A 14702-nucleotide genomic window follows, 5' to 3' on the forward strand; every position below is an offset into this window, starting at 1 on the left:
GAAGACGTTCACGGACGAACCCGTCGCGTGGCTACCAGATTGTCATGTCAGGGAGTTTCGCGGCGCCGCAGGTCCTTGCCGGCGGCCCGCCGAAACATTCCGTGACCCAATAGTGACGGCAAAACCGCGAATGAATTGACAGATTTGGACTGATTGTTGATCTTTTCGGCCACACCACCGCACCCACGCCACGCATCGACGGGACGGCCCATGCCCAGCACGCACGCTGCCAGCGAGACACCGGGCCTGCGCGAGGGCGGTGTTCCCGCGTTCAACTTCATCCTCCAGCCCGAATTCCCGCTGAACGCGCTGGTGCTGGCGAGCGAGGCGCTCAGGATCGCCAACCAGAACAGCGGACGCGAGATCTTCCGCTGGCGCTTCGTCTCCGAGGACGGCGCGCCGGTGCGCGCCAGCAATGGGCTTTGGATGTCGGCCGACGACAGCCTGCATGCGATGCCGGCGGCCGACTTCTACCTCGTGTTCGAGGGCAACCTGCCGATGCAGCGCAATTCCTCGAAGCTCCTCAACCAGTTGCGCACCGCCGCCCGGTTCGGCGCCACCATCGGCGCTGTCGATACCGGCACCTTCGCGCTCGCCCAGGCCGGGCTGATCGACCGGCGCGAGGTCGTGCTGCACTGGGAAGCGGTGCCGGCGTTCCGCGAGCGCTTTCCGGGGGTCGGCGTCAACGGCCAGATCTACCTGATCGACGGCCAGCGCCTGACATGCGCCGGCGGCATCGCCACGCTCGACATGATGCTCGACCTGATCGGGCGGCTGAAGACGCCGACGCTCGCCAGCGAGGTGGCGAACGCCCTCGTCTATGCCCCGCGTCCGGCGGCGACGCCGCAGCGGCTCGACGACCTGCCGGGCGGCGCGCGGAAGCCGGTGCTGTCGGACCGCATCGTCGCCCTGATGGAGCGCAATCTCGACTTCCCCCTGCCGCTCGACGAGATCGCGGAGCGGCTGGAGGTCTCGCCGAAGACGATCCTGCGCGAATGCCGGCGCAGCTTCGACGAGACGCCGATGCGGCTCTATCTGCGCATCCGCCTGCAGGCCGCACGCAACATGCTGTTCTACGAGGAATTCGGCATCAAGGACGTCGCCACCGCCTGCGGCTTCTCCTATCCGAGCGTGCTGTCGCGCGCGTTCCACGCCCAGTTCGGCATGACGCCGCGCGACTTCCGCGCCTCGCTGCGCCGCCAGCAGAGCCAGACCTACCGGCCCGAGGTGCGCCGCCTCTCCATCACCCCGCCCACCGGCCAGAGGAGCGGCCCGGACGCAGACGGATGAGCGAGGCGGCCATGACGCGGACGCGCGGGCCGAATCGCCCGGAGCCGATGCACGCGGCGGTCGGCCCCGCCGAAGCCCACGCCACGCGGCGGCCGGTCGATATCACGGCCGAATCGCGAGGCGGTGCAAAACCTTGGCGAGCCCGCGGTTTCCCGGGGTGGGCGGCGCGGCGTGGCCGGAACAGGCTCGCTCAGGCGTTGCATCGATGCGCTGTCGTCAGTAGCGTGAGCGGGCTTCCGGCGGGCGCGGGAGCGCCGGACACATCAGGGGCGGAGGCGGAACGAACGCTCCGCGGAGGTCCGGCGGGCAATCCCGGCGGGGGCATCCCGCGCCGATTGCCGGACGAGTTTGATCTGCGGGCGGGCGGGCGACGACAGTGAACAGTTTCTACGAACGGCCGATCCTGAACTCGCCCTATCGCGCGCCGGACCTGCATCATCCGCTCGACAAGAACGGCCAGCCGCTCGAAGGCGAGCCAAGGCGCGGGCGGCGCCCGTCGCGCTTCATCGTGCCGGTTCCGGCCGTGCGCAAACGGGCATCCGCGGCCCAGTCCTCGCTCGATCTCGAGGCCTATACCGAACACGCGCTCGTCAACGAGATCCGCACCCACGTCGAGCACTGGCGCAACCTGCGCAATCCCGCCGACTGGGGCGTGACCGCGGTGTCGCAGCGGCTTCTGGAGCACTGGCGCCGGCCGGACGGATGGAACGCCCAGCAGCCGTTCTTCTGCCAGGTCGAGGCGGTCGAGACGATCATCTGGCTGACGGAGGTCGCGCCGCGGCGCGGGGCGACCAGGGGCCTGCTGGAGCGCATCGCCAAGGCCAACGACGAAGCCAATCCGGGGCTGTTCCGCCTTGCCATGAAGATGGCGACGGGCAGCGGCAAGACGACCGTCATGGCGATGCTGATCGCGTGGCAGGCGGTGAACGCGGCGCGCAAGCCAACGAAGGACTTCTCCCGCGCCTTCCTGATCGTCGCCCCGGGCATCACCATCAAGGACCGGCTGCAGGTGCTGCTGCCGAACCATCCGGACAATTATTACGAGACGCGCGAGATCGTGCCGCCGGAAATGCTGCCGGATATCCGGCGCGCCGAGATCGTGATCACCAACTACCACACCTTCCAGCATCAGCAGACGCTGGTGCTGTCGAAGGTCGCCCGCGCCTTCCTGCAGGGCAACGACCCCAAGCCGTTGAAGACGACGGAAACCGACACGGAGATGCTGAAACGGGCCTGCGAGGACCTGCTGAAGTTCGACCGCGTCAACGTCATCAACGACGAGGCCCATCATTGCTACCGTCACAAGGCGGACGGCGATGCGGAGGGAACGCTCACCGGCGACGACAGACGCGAGGCGGCGGAGAATGCCGAGGCGGCGCGGCTGTGGATCAGCGGCATCGAGGCCCTGGACCGCGTGCTCGCGAAGGGCGTGCGGGCGGTCTACGACCTGTCGGCGACCCCGTTCTTCCTGCGCGGCTCGGGCTATCAGGAAGGCACGCTGTTTCCCTGGGTGGTGTCGGATTTCAGCCTGATGGACGCGATCGAGAGCGGCATCGTCAAGCTGCCGCGCGTGCCGGTCAGCGACAACCTCGTGCAGACCGGCTCGGTGGTCTACCGCGACCTCTGGAAGCACATCGGCAAGGAGATGCCGAAATCGGCCTCCGGCGCCGGGCGGCTCAGCCCGTTCGACCTGCCGAACATGCTGACGACGGCGCTCAACGCGCTCTACAGCCACTATGAGGGCGAGCACGAGCGCTGGCGGCAGGCCGGCATCGGCGTGCCGCCGGTGTTCATCGTCGTGTGCCAGAACACCGCGATCTCGCGGCTCGTGTTCGAGTGGATCGCCGGTTTCGAGCGCGGCGACGCCGCGGAGGGCGAGCGCGCCACGTTCCATGCCGGCCACCTGCCGCTGTTCCGCAACTATGACGACCACGGCGGCCGCCTCGCCCGCCCGCGGACGCTTCTGATCGATTCCCGCCAGATCGAGGACGCCGACACGCTGGACAAGAGCTTCCGCGAGGCCGCGGCCCCGGAGATCGAGCAGTTCAAGCGCGAGTTCGCGACGCGCGCCGGGGCCGGCGGCGCGGCGCTCGGCGAGGTGAGCGAAAGCGCGCTCCTGCGCGAGGTGATGAACACCGTCGGCCGCCCCGGCCGGCTCGGCGAGCAGATCCGCTGCGTGGTCTCGGTCTCGATGCTGACGGAGGGATGGGACACCAACACGGTGACCCATATCCTGGGCGTGCGCGCCTTCGGCACCCAGCTTCTGTGCGAGCAGGTGGTGGGGCGCGCCTTGCGGCGGCGGTCCTACGACATCAATCCCGCCACCGGCCATTTCGACGTCGAATATGCCGACATCATGGGCATTCCGTTCGACTTCGCCGCCTCGCCGCAGGTGGCGACGCCGACGAAACCGAGACCGGTGACGCGCGTCCACTCCATCCGGGAGCGCTCCGCGCAGGAGATCGTCTTTCCGCGCGTCAGCGGCTATCGCCGCGAGCTGCCCTCCGAAAAGCTCGACGCCGTGTTCACCGAGGACAGCCGGCTGGTGATCACGCCGCTCGATATCGGCCCGACATCGGTGGTGATGGAAGGCATCGTCGGCGCAGGCGTGACGATCACGCCCGAGGTGCTGGACCGCCTGCGCCCCTCGGAGATCAGGTTCAACCTCGCCAAGCACCTGCTCTACAGCAATTTCCGCGACGAGGACGGCGCGCCGAAGCAGCATCTGTTTCCGCAGATCCAGCGTCTCGCGCGCCGGTGGATCGACGAGGGCTATCTCGTCCCGCAGGGCGTTCCCATCGGCGCGATCCTCTACAAGGACCAGCTTGCCCGCGCGGCGGAGAAGATCGACATCGCCTGCAGCCGCGCCAGCGACGGGCGTACCCTGGCCGTGCTCGACCCGTACAATCCGAAGGGCTCGACGCGCCACGTCAACTTCATCACCTCCAAGCCGTGCTGGGCGACGGGCGCGCGCCCGCCGAAATGCCAGATCAGCCATGTCGTGCTGGACTCGAGCTGGGAGGAACAGCTAGCCCTGACGCTGGAGAACCACCCCCGCGTGCTGGCCTATGCCAAGAACCAGGCGCTCGGCTTCGAAATCCCCTATCTCGACGGCGGCATCCGCCGGCGCTACCTGCCGGACTTCCTCGCCCGGCTCGACGACGGCCATGACGATCCGCTCAATCTCGTGATCGAGGTCAAGGGCATCCGCGACGAGACCGACAAGGCCAAGGCCGAGACGACACGCGATCTGTGGGTGCCCGGCATCAACGCGCTCGGCGGCTTCGGCCGCTGGGCGTTCGCCGAATTCCGCGACTGGACCGTGATGGACGAGGACTTCGCGAAGCTGGTCGACACATTGCTGAAGAGAGTTCCCGCCTGATGGCCCGTGCACCCCGATCCCCCAAAGGCAAGCCTTCCAAGCAGGTCGACGTGCTGAAGCACGACGAGGCCACGCGGCGGAACATTCCGACGGCGGAGATGGAGAGCTTCTTCCGGCGGGAGGAGGATTTCGATCCGATGCCGCCGAAGCACTACGCGCGTGCGCGGCCGCTCGCCGAGGGCGAGAGGCGCACGCCGGAGGAGCCGAGCCAGCCGGAGCTGATCTGGAACGGCGTGAAGATCACCATCACGCCCGAGCAGATGGCGGAGCTGGCCGAAACCGGCACGCTGACGCTCTCCGACGCGCAACTCGTGTGGCGCGGCAAGGACCGGCAGGACTGGAGCGATCTCGTCGTCAACGTGCCGCCGCTCTACATCCAGGAGAAGATCCACCCGAAGGCGATCATCGAGGACCTGAAGCGCCGCACGGCGGCGAAGCGCGAGGCCGCGGCGGAGATCGCGGACCTGTTCGCCGCCTTCAACGGCCTCGACCCGGAAGCGCGCGCCGAGTTCTACCAGCACGACCAGCACTGGTCGAACCGCATGATCCTGGGCGACAGCCTTCAGGTGATGGCGAGCCTTTCGGAACGCGAGAGCCTGAAGGGCAAGGTGCAGTGCATCTTCTTCGACCCGCCCTACGGCATCAAGTTCAACTCGAACTGGCAGGTCTCGACGCAGTCCCGCGACGTCAAGGACGGCAAGCAGACCGACATCTCGCGCGAGCCCGAGCAGGTGAAGGCTTTCCGCGACACCTGGAAGGACGGCATTCACTCCTACCTGACCTATCTGCGCGACCGCCTGACATTGATAAGGGATTTACTGACAGAATCTGGATCAGTCTTTGTGCAGATTGGCGACGAAAATGTCCACCTTATCCGCGCTCTTCTCGAAGAGGTCTTCGGACTGAAAGCATTCCTAGCACAAATTGCTGTTCAGAAAGTTACCGGCGTTGAAGCGACATATCTAGCCCAGAATTTCGATTATATTCTCTGGTTTGCAAAGAATTCTACGCTTACAAAATTTAGACGGCCGCTCGCATCCAAGAATGACGAAGATAGTGCGAGCTCTCGATACGACCAGGTCGAGATTGACGGCTTGCGACGCCCTATGACTAAAGCTGAAAGAGAAGGATCTGCTCTGCCGGACAGGGCAATACGCTATCAGCTAGACAACATTGTTAGCTCAGAATTTCGCCCCGACACTACTGTCGAGATCGATCTTTTTGGCCAGATATTCTATCCGGGAAAATCGAATCATTGGAAGACCAGTGTCAATGGCATGCAGCGCCTCGCAAAAGCGAGGCGCATAGAAGCAACTGGAAAGGGGAGAATAAGGTACGTCAGGATGCTCAATGACTACTCAGCAAGCGCCATTGGTAATGGATGGACTGATATAAGCGCATCAGTCCAAAGTAGAACAGACCCAAAAATCTACGTCGTGCAAACTTCATCTGCCGCCATACAACGCTGCATCCTGATGTCCACCGACCCCGGTGACCTCGTGCTCGATCCCACCTGCGGTTCGGGCACCACGGCCTATGTCGCCGAGCAATGGGGCCGGCGCTGGATCACCATGGATACCAGCCGCGTCGCGCTGGCGCTCGCCCGCACGCGGCTGATGGCGGCGCGCTATCCCTGGTATCTGCTCGCCGACAGCCGCGAGGGCCGGGCGAAGGAAGCCGAACTGACGCAGCGCCTGCCGGCCGACACCCCGGTGCGCAACGACCTGCGCCAGGGTTTCGTCTATGAGCGCGTGCCGCACATCACGCTGAAATCGATCGCCAACAATCCGCTGATCGACGACATCTGGGAAAAATGGCAGGCGGTGCTGGAGCCGCTGCGCGCCGAACTCAACGCCGCCCTCGGGAAATCCTACGAGGAATGGCAGATGCCGCGCGAGCTGCCGCCCGGCGCGCCCGCGGAAGTCGCCGGCGTTCTCGCCCGCTGGTGGGAGGCGCGCATTGCCCGCCAGACGGAGATCGATGCCTCCATCGCCGCGCGGGCCGATGTCGAATATCTCTACGACAAGCCCTACGTCGACAATGCCCGCGTGCGCGTCGCCGGGCCGTTCACGGTGGAAAGCCTGTCGCCGCACCGGGTGCTGCCGGCGAGCGAGGAAGAGCTGATCGACGACATCGAGGCCGCCGAAGGCCGGCGCGCGCCGGCCGACGCCGATCTCGCGGGGCAGGATTTCGCCGCCGTCGTGCTCGACTATCTCCGCGCCGAAGGCGTCAAGCAGCAGGCCAAGGGCGACCGCATCACCTTCGAAAGCCTGACGCCCTGGCCCGGCAACTTCATCGGCGCCAGCGGCATCTTCGTCGAGGGCGAGCGCGGCCCGGAGCGCCGCGCCGCCATCCTGATCGGCCCGGAATACGGCACCGTCGGGCGGCAGGATCTGGTCGCCGCCGCCCGCGAGGCGGTGGACGCCCGCTTCGACGTGCTGATCGCCTGCGCCTTCAATTTCGACGCCCATTCCTCGGAGCTCGGAAGCCTCGGCAGCCTCAGGATCCTGAAGGCGCGCATCAACCCCGACATGCACATGTCGGAGGAACTGAAGAACACCGGGCGCGGCAACATGTTCGTGGTGTTCGGGGAGCCGGACGTCGAGATCCTCGACGACGGCGGCGAGGACATCCGCGTCAAGGTTCACGGCATCGACGTGTTCGACCCCAACACCGGCGACATCCGCTCCAACGACACCGACGGCATCGCCGCCTGGTTCATCGACACCGACTACAACGAGGAAAGCTTCTTCGTGCGCCACGCCTATTTCCTCGGCGCCAACGACCCCTACAAGAGCCTGAAGACCGCGCTTCAGGCCGAGATCGACGAGGAAGCCTGGGCGACGCTCTATTCCGACACCTCCCGCCCGTTTCCGCGGCCGGAGAGCGGGCGCATCGCCGTGAAGGTGATCAACCACTTCGGCGACGAGGTGATGAAGGTGTTCCGGGTATGACCGCGCGGGCCCCACGCACGGCATCGGCCCGGCGGACGGCCGGCCTTCGCCGGCAGGCGCCCTGCCCTGCCCGGTGGGCGCCTTGCCATGCCCCGTGGGCGCCTTGCCCTGCCAGCTCCGGGGGGACGGCGCGCCGATGACCTTCCTGATCGCCGACAGCTTCACCGCCGCCTTCAGCCGCCTTTCCACCCCCGACCAGAAGGCGGTGAAGGCGAGCGTGTTCGATCTCCAGATCGACCCCGCCGGCAACGGCCTGCAGATGCACCGCATCGAGCGCAGCAAGGACCCGAACTTCTGGTCCGCGCGCGTCAACCGCGACGTGCGCCTGATCCTGCACAAGACCGGCGACAGCCTGCTCGTCGCCTATGTCGGCCACCACGACGATGCCTATGCCTGGGCGGAGCGCCGGCGCATCGAGGCCCATCCGCGCACGGGCGCCATCCAGATCGTGGAGGTGCGCGAACGGGTGGAAGACGTCGCGCGGCCGCCGACGCTCGATCTCGTGCCGGCGGACGCCGCCGGGGAACGAGGCCCCGCAGGACAGGGCAGCCACGCGCCGACACCGTTCGCCGCGCTCGACGACGACGCGCTGCTTTCGATGGGCGTGCCCGCCGACTGGCTGGCCGACGTGCGCGCGGCCACCGAGGACGGCTTCTTCGCCCTTGCCGGCCACCTGCCCGCCGAAGCGGCCGAGGCGCTGCTCGACTATGCGGCCACCGGCGTGCTTGCGGCCGCCCTGCCGCCGCTGGAGTACGGCGATCCGTTCGCCCACCCCGACGCGCTGCGGCGCATCCGGCCCATCGTGGGCGAGGAGGAACTGGAGCAGGCGCTTGCCTTCCCCTGGGAGAAATGGGGCGTTTTCCTTCACCCCTCCCAGCGCGCGCTGGTGGAGCGCACGTTCGCCGGGCCGGCGCGCGTGGCGGGTTCCGCCGGGACCGGCAAGACGGTCGTCGCGATCCATCGCGCGGTGCGGCTCGCCCGCGAGAACCCGGACGCCCGCGTGCTGCTGACGAGCTTCTCAGACCCGCTGGCGGCCGAGCTGGCGCGGAAGGTGCTGGTGCTCGCGCCCGAGACGGGCGGCCTCGTGCCCCGGATCACCACGGCATCCTTCACCGACATCGCCGGCCAGATGTTCCAGCTCGAACACGGCGCCCGCCCCCGCATCGCCGGCGACGCGCTGCTGCGACAGCACCTGCGCGCGGCAGCGGCCGACCAGGGCCTCAAGGGCTTCCCGGAGCGCTTCCTCCTGTCGGAGTGGACCAACGTCGTCGATGCGTGGGGATTGCGGTCGTTCGAGGCCTATGCCGCGGTGCAGCGGATGGGGCGCAAGAGCCGGCTCGGCCCGAACCAGCGCGCGCGGCTGTGGCCGGTGTTCGAGGCGGTGCGCGCCGCGCTCGCCGCCGGCCGCTACACGACGTGGGCGGACGTGTTCACCGGCCTCGCCGATGCGCTGACCGCGCGTGACCGCAAGCCGTTCGACCACGTCGTGATCGACGAGGCGCAGGACCTCGCGCCTGCGGCGCTGCGGTTCTTCGCCGCCCTCGCCCCGGCGAAGCCGGACGGGCTTTTCCTTTCGGGCGATGTCGGGCAGCGGATTTTCCAGCATCCGTTCTCGTGGGCGAGCCTCGGTGTCGACGTGCGCGGCCGTTCGCACACGCTGAAGGTGTGCTACCGCACCTCGCAGCAGATCCGCCGCGCCGCCGACCGGCTGTTGCCGACCGTGTTGCGCGACACCGACGGACTGGAAGACGAGCGGCGCGGCATCATCTCCGTGTTCGACGGGCCAGCGCCGCAGGTGAAGACCCTGTCCTCCGCAGCAGAGGAGGCGGACGCGGTTCGCGAGGCCGTGGCGGGCTGGCTCGCCGATGGAATCGCGCCCGGCGAAATCGGCGTGTTCGTGCGCACGCCGCAACTCGTCGCCCGCGCCCGCGCCGCCATCGCCGGGCTCGCCGGCGAGAGCGACATGGTGACCGCACCCATGAGCCTCGCCAAGGGGCTGGAGTTCCGCGCCGTGGCGGTGATGGCCCTCGACGAGGGCATCCTGCCGCTCGACGAGCGCGTTGCGGACGCGGCCGACGAGGCCGAACTCGACGACATCTACGAGACCGAGCGCCGGCTGCTCTATGTCGCCTGCACGCGGGCGCGCGAGCACCTCGTTCTCACGGGCGTGGTGCCGGCATCGGAATATCTGGCGGATTTCACGGCCTGAGCGGGTCCGGACCGATCTCCGGGCCGGGCCGTTCGATGCCGTGCAGATGCCGCGTCAAAAGGTGCGCCGCGCGCGGGTGATCGCGCGACTTGAGGGCCGCATGGATCTGCCGGTGCTCGAGATTGGAGCGCGGCTGCCAGCCGGCGGAGCGCTCCATCGCGATCACGATGCGCGAGTGGGCCAGGCGAAGCTGCCCCAGCAGCGACAGCAGCCATTTCATGGGACATGGCGCCACCAGCGCGGCATGGAACGCGCGGTTGGCGCGCTCCCATTCCACGATCGAGCCTGCCCGCTCGCCGGCTTCCACCGCCTGTTCGATCGCCGCGAGATGGCGCGCGCCGTAGGACTTTCCGACATGGCGGAAGGCGAGCAGCTCCAGCGCCGCGCGCATTTCGATCACCTCCTGCTGGTGGATCGCATCCATGGGCGCGACGCGGATGCCGCGGCGAGGTTCGCTGACCGCGAGGCCCTGCGCGCGGACGAAGTGGAGCGCCTCGCGCGCCGGCACATGGCTCGCCCCGAATTCGGCGGCGACATGGTCCTGCCGCAGCGGCGCGCCGGGGGCGAGTTCGCCCGCCACGATCCGTTCGATCAGGGCTTCGGCGATGCGCTCGGCGACGGCGGGCGAGCGTGGCGGATCAGATCTGATCATAGATTATCTATCACATTCGGCAATGCGAGACGAAGATTCGCCTGCTAACCTCATCCTTGTCGACAAAATCATAGATAATTTCTCTCGTCACCCCCTCATTTGCAGGAGAGCACCATGCTCCGTGCGCCAGACCGCACACCGGCCGAAGCCGTCTCGTCCGCCACCTCGCCTTCTCCAGCTACCTCCCTTTCGTCCACGCGTTCCCTTCCGGCCGCCCGGCTGCAAGCCCTCCACCCAGCGCTTCGCCTGCCGGTCCTCGTCCTCGTCGGCAGCCTCGTCATGGTGCTCTGCGCCCGGGCGAATGTTCCGTTCTGGCCGGTGCCGATGACCCTGCATGTGTTCGGCACGATGCTGCTCGCCGGCCTGTTCGGCGGGCGAACCGCCGGACTGATGGTGCTCGCCTATCTCGCGGAGGGTGCGGCCGGCCTGCCCGTGTTTTCCTACAGCCCGACCGCCGGCGCCGGCCTTGCCTATCTCGCCGGCCCGACCGGCGGATATCTCGTCGGCTTCGCCGTCGCGGCGTTCGTCGCCGGCACCTGGATCGAGCGGCGGGGATTGGGCGGCTCCTGGCGGATGCTCGTGCCGATGCTGGCGGGGCTCGTCCTCGTCTATCTGCTCGGGGGGCTCTGGCTCGCGCCGTTCGTCGGCCTCTCGAAGGTCGCAACGGTCGGCATTCTGCCGTTCCTTCCGGGCGACCTCGTCAAGGTCGCGCTTGCCGCCGCCGCGTGCCTCGCCGTCCGCGACATCGCCCGGAGGGTGCGATGACCGGCGACCGGCAACCGCCCGCGGCAGCGGACGGGGCGATCCGCAGCGACTGGAGCCGGCAGGAGATCCGCGACATCCACGATCTGCCCCTGCCGGACCTCCTCCACCGCTCACAGACGGTTCATCGGCGGTTCTTCAATCCCGCCGAGATCGAGGCGGCGAGCCTCCTGAGCATCAAGACGGGCGGCTGCGCCGAAGATTGCGGCTACTGCTCGCAGAGCGCGCACTACGACACCGGCATCAAGGCTTCCCGGCTGATGGAGGTGGAGGCCGTGGTCGAGGCGGCGCGCGTGGCCCGCGACGCCGGCGCCTCGCGGTTCTGCATGGGCGCGGCCTGGCGGAGCCCGAAGGACCGCGACATGGGCCGGCTCTGCACGATGATCGCGGGCGTGCGCGCGCTGGGCATGCAGACCTGCGCCACCCTCGGCATGCTCACGCCCGATCAGGCCGTGAGCCTGCGCGAGGCCGGGCTCGACTATTACAGCCACAATGTCGATACCTCGCCGGAGCATTATGGCCGGATCATCACCACCCGCACGATCGAGGACAGGCTGGAGACGATCGGCCACGTTCGCGCCGCCGGCATCGCCCTGTGCTGCGGCGGCATCGTCGGCATGGGCGAGCGGCCGGCGGACCGGCTGGGCCTGCTGCATCTGCTGGCGAACCTCGATCCGCACCCCGAAAGCGTGCCGATCAACCACTGGAACGCGGTGCGCGGCGTGCCCGTCGCGGAGACGGCCGAACCCCTCTATCCGCTGGCGTTCGTCCGTCTCGTCGCGGTCGCGCGCATCGTGATGCCGCGCAGCGTCGTCCGCATTTCGGCAGGCCGCAGCGCGATGAGCGAGGAACTTCAGGCGCTGTGCTTCACCGCCGGCGCCAACTCGATCTTCATCGGCAGCGTTCTGCTCACCACCGAAAACCCCGACCAGGACCGCGACTTCGCGATGCTGCGCAGGATGGGGCTGGAACTCGTCGCCTCGGTCGTTCCCGCCGCAGCCTGAAGCCGAACACGCGGGCGGGCTCGGACGGGAGGAAGCGCGCCGATGCGCGGGCACTTCCCGCCCGGACCTGAGGCGCGGCACATCCCGAGAACCGATCGAGCACGGCGAGAGGCCGCGCTCGATCGCCGGGCCGGAGCCGGGACGTTCAGCCGTCTGTTGAAAGGCTGACCGCTTTCCAGGCTTCGATTTCCGCCTTCAACGCTTCGATCCTTTGCGACACGAGGTCGACGGCATCGCTGCCGAGCAACAGCTGCGGCGGCGGGTTCTCGGACTCGATCAACGTCAGCACCGCGGCCGCCAGCTTCTCGGGATCGCCCGGCTGATGGCCGCTCTTCGCCTGCCGCGCCGCCCGGATCGGGTCGAACAGAGCGTCATATTCGGCAATCGAGCGCTCCGTTCGCACCATCGAACGGCCGGCCCAGTCGGTTCGGAAAGAGCCAGGACAAAGCGCCGTCACATGCACGCCGAACGGCGCCATCTCCGCGCGCATCACCTGCGAAATGCCCTGAAGGGCGAACTTGCTTCCGCAATAATAGGCGATACCCGGCATGGTGATCATGCCGCCCATGGAGGTGACGTTGACGATGAAGCCGCGGCGCCTTTCGCGAAACCGCGGCAGAAAGGCCTTGGCGACAGCGACGGCGCCGAAGACGTTGACGTCGAACTGCCGCCGCATTTCGGTCAGCGGCGATTCTTCAAGAACGCCTTCATGGCCGTATCCCGCATTGTTGATCAGAACATCGACGGGCCCGTGCTCGTCTTCGACCTCGCCGACGACGTCTTCGATCCGGTCGAAGTCCGTGACGTCGAGCAGCACGGACCGCGCCTCCGGCAGGCGCTCGGCCAGGACGGCCCTGGCATCATCCGATCGGACGGCGCCGACGATGCGGTGACCCTGACGGCGCGCCGCCGTCGCGATCGCCAGACCGAAGCCGGAATTGGCGCCGGTGATGAAAATTGTCTTCCGCGGCATGGACGCCTCTCTTGTTCGCCTCGCGTCCATGACCAATAATATCTCAAACTCATCACACCATCCGCAATTCTCTCGGGTTCTTGCTCATTCCTATGTCTTCCATCAAAGCCGGGATCGACAGTCGCAGCCTGGCGGCCATTGCCGAGCCCCTCGCGCCGACCCACGGATACAATCCGACCCGGGTGCCGAACATCAGGATCCTGAGAAGCGAGACGGTGCTTCGCGACGTGCCGGTGCTCTACAAGCCGGGTGTGGTGTTCGTCTTGCAGGGCCGCAAGCAGGGGCTGCTGGATGGAGAGATCTACCGGTATGATGCACAGCACTATCTGGCCGTGTCGGTACCGGTACCGTTCCGCATGGAGTCCGACGCCAGCCCCGAGCATCCCCTGATCGCGGTCTATGTCGATTTCGACATGGCGTTGGCGGCCGAACTCGCCGCGACCGTGGCGGGGCGGCAATGCGAGGCCGATATGGTGCCGGCGCGAAGCCTGACATCCAGCAGAATGACGCCCGAAATCGCGGACGTCGTGCGGCGCCTCCTGCGCGCGCTCGGCGATCCGCTCGAAGCCGATGTTCTCGGGGCAGGCCTGATGCGCGAGTTGCATTACCGCGTGCTCGTCGGCCCGCAAGGCGCGGCGATGATTGCGGCTTTGCGGCAGCAGGGCCCATCCGGCAGAATCGTTCAAAGCCTTGTCCGGCTGCGCGAGACTTATGGCTCCAGCACCACCGTTGCCGCGCTCGCGAGGGAGGCGGGCATGAGCGTTCCATCCTACCATGTGCACTTCAAGGCACTGACGGGAAGCAGCCCCATCCAATATGTGAAGTCGATGCGGCTCCACGAGGCGAGACTCATGATCGCGCGCCAGGATTGCTCGATCGCCGAGATCGCCGCCCGTGTCGGTTATGCGAGCCCGGCCCAGTTCAGCCGTGACTTCAAACGCCATTTCAAGCGAACGGCATCACAGGAAGCCCAATGGATGCGCCACCACCTGGGTGAGTTCGTCTAGAGCGCTTTGCGATCCGATGGAATTTTCAGATCGACAAGAAATCGCGCCAGATTCAAAAGCTTGCGAATATCATTGTCTTTCAGATCGTTGATCTGAGCGGGATAGACTGCAGCGGGACACGACCTTGCCGACGAGGCGATCCTGCTTCGCCGACATGGCCCGTCATCGACCGGCGCTGAGGCCGGTGCTGCCCGCCGACATCGAGTGAGCGGAGCTGCGACGCCACGCCGGGCGGCGTGAGCCGTTTGTTCAGGTCTACTGCCGACATCGGCGCTGCCGGCTCCCGGGTTCGAGAAGCGGGCCGCCAGAATGTCCTGATCTTGCGTGTCTATGTCCGTCAGCGATGCCGGAATCCCGCTATATCTGCCCCCAGAAAGAACACTGATGCGCATTCCCATGACATTTCAGGCGGCGGACAGAGCCGACGCACCGTTCTCGCGGGAGAGATCGGCGATTCGGCCGCCACTAT

General features: G+C 67.2%; 9 protein-coding genes. 7 read left to right on the plus strand and 2 right to left on the minus strand.

Translation table 11 applies throughout. The features are described 5' to 3' along the window. Positions 1–210 precede the first annotated feature (210 nt). The 4 genes from BUF17_RS03175 to BUF17_RS03190 all read left to right on the plus strand — a co-directional run bounded on the left by BUF17_RS03175 (position 211) and on the right by BUF17_RS03190 (position 9835). Positions 211–1290 carry a GlxA family transcriptional regulator gene (locus BUF17_RS03175; protein WP_073625700.1) on the plus strand — a complete coding sequence of 360 codons (1080 nt, stop codon included), beginning with the start codon at positions 211–213 and terminating at the stop codon, positions 1288–1290. A 376-nt stretch (positions 1291–1666) separates the two neighbouring features. Continuing rightward, entirely contained in the window at positions 1667–4672 is a 3006-nt protein-coding gene (locus BUF17_RS03180; protein WP_073625701.1) for a BPTD_3080 family restriction endonuclease, read from the plus strand. Beyond that, positions 4672–7626, plus strand: coding sequence for a site-specific DNA-methyltransferase (locus BUF17_RS03185; protein WP_073625702.1), 2955 nt, complete (start codon positions 4672–4674; stop codon positions 7624–7626). The genes BUF17_RS03180 and BUF17_RS03185 overlap by 1 nt, the downstream gene beginning before the upstream one ends. Positions 7627–7762: 136 nt before the next feature. Beyond that, positions 7763–9835: a UvrD-helicase domain-containing protein gene (locus BUF17_RS03190; RefSeq protein ID WP_073625703.1), complete on the plus strand. Its 2073-nt coding sequence runs from the start codon at positions 7763–7765 to the stop codon at positions 9833–9835. Here the strand turns inward: BUF17_RS03190 and BUF17_RS03195 are convergent. After that, a complete protein-coding gene (locus tag BUF17_RS03195; protein WP_073625704.1) occupies positions 9825–10487 on the minus strand; it encodes a GntR family transcriptional regulator in 663 nt (220 codons plus the stop codon). The genes BUF17_RS03190 and BUF17_RS03195 overlap by 11 nt on opposite strands. Before the next feature lie 114 nt (positions 10488–10601). Here BUF17_RS03195 and BUF17_RS03200 point away from each other — a divergent pair, with 114 nt between their 5' ends. Together BUF17_RS03200 and bioB are read left to right on the plus strand one after the other, a co-directional pair. Beyond that, positions 10602–11252: a biotin transporter BioY gene (locus BUF17_RS03200; RefSeq protein ID WP_084563854.1), complete on the plus strand. Its 651-nt coding sequence runs from the start codon at positions 10602–10604 to the stop codon at positions 11250–11252. Further along, positions 11249–12253: a biotin synthase BioB gene (gene bioB / locus BUF17_RS03205; protein ID WP_073625705.1), complete on the plus strand. Its 1005-nt coding sequence runs from the start codon at positions 11249–11251 to the stop codon at positions 12251–12253. The genes BUF17_RS03200 and bioB overlap by 4 nt, the downstream gene beginning before the upstream one ends. Before the next feature lie 145 nt (positions 12254–12398). Here the strand turns inward: bioB and BUF17_RS03210 are convergent, their stop codons facing one another. Then, entirely contained in the window at positions 12399–13226 is an 828-nt protein-coding gene (locus tag BUF17_RS03210) for an oxidoreductase (protein WP_073625706.1), read from the minus strand. Positions 13227–13318: 92 nt separating this feature from the next. Between BUF17_RS03210 and BUF17_RS03215 the strand changes: the two genes are divergently transcribed. Further along, positions 13319–14233, plus strand: coding sequence for an AraC family transcriptional regulator (locus tag BUF17_RS03215; RefSeq protein ID WP_073625707.1), 915 nt, complete (start codon positions 13319–13321; stop codon positions 14231–14233). The last annotated feature ends 469 nt before the right edge of the window (positions 14234–14702 follow it).

Source organism: Pseudoxanthobacter soli DSM 19599 (genome assembly GCF_900148505.1).
Classification (GTDB): Bacteria; Pseudomonadota; Alphaproteobacteria; order Rhizobiales; family Segnochrobactraceae; genus Pseudoxanthobacter; species Pseudoxanthobacter soli.

Bases quoted from the DNA above. Each gene is read 5' to 3' on its own strand.
- BUF17_RS03200 (WP_084563854.1), top strand. From the start codon at position 10,602: ATGCTCCGTGCGCCAGACCGCACACCGGCCGAAGCCGTCTCGTCCGCC.
- BUF17_RS03185 (WP_073625702.1), top strand. From the start codon at position 4,672: ATGGCCCGTGCACCCCGATCCCCCAAAGGCAAGCCTTCCAAGCAGGTC.
- BUF17_RS03175 (WP_073625700.1), top strand. From the start codon at position 211: ATGCCCAGCACGCACGCTGCCAGCGAGACACCGGGCCTGCGCGAGGGC.
- BUF17_RS03195 (WP_073625704.1), bottom strand. From the start codon at position 10,487: ATGATCAGATCTGATCCGCCACGCTCGCCCGCCGTCGCCGAGCGCATC.
- bioB (WP_073625705.1), top strand. From the start codon at position 11,249: ATGACCGGCGACCGGCAACCGCCCGCGGCAGCGGACGGGGCGATCCGC.
- BUF17_RS03210 (WP_073625706.1), bottom strand. From the start codon at position 13,226: ATGCCGCGGAAGACAATTTTCATCACCGGCGCCAATTCCGGCTTCGGT.
- BUF17_RS03215 (WP_073625707.1), top strand. From the start codon at position 13,319: ATGTCTTCCATCAAAGCCGGGATCGACAGTCGCAGCCTGGCGGCCATT.
- BUF17_RS03190 (WP_073625703.1), top strand. From the start codon at position 7,763: ATGACCTTCCTGATCGCCGACAGCTTCACCGCCGCCTTCAGCCGCCTT.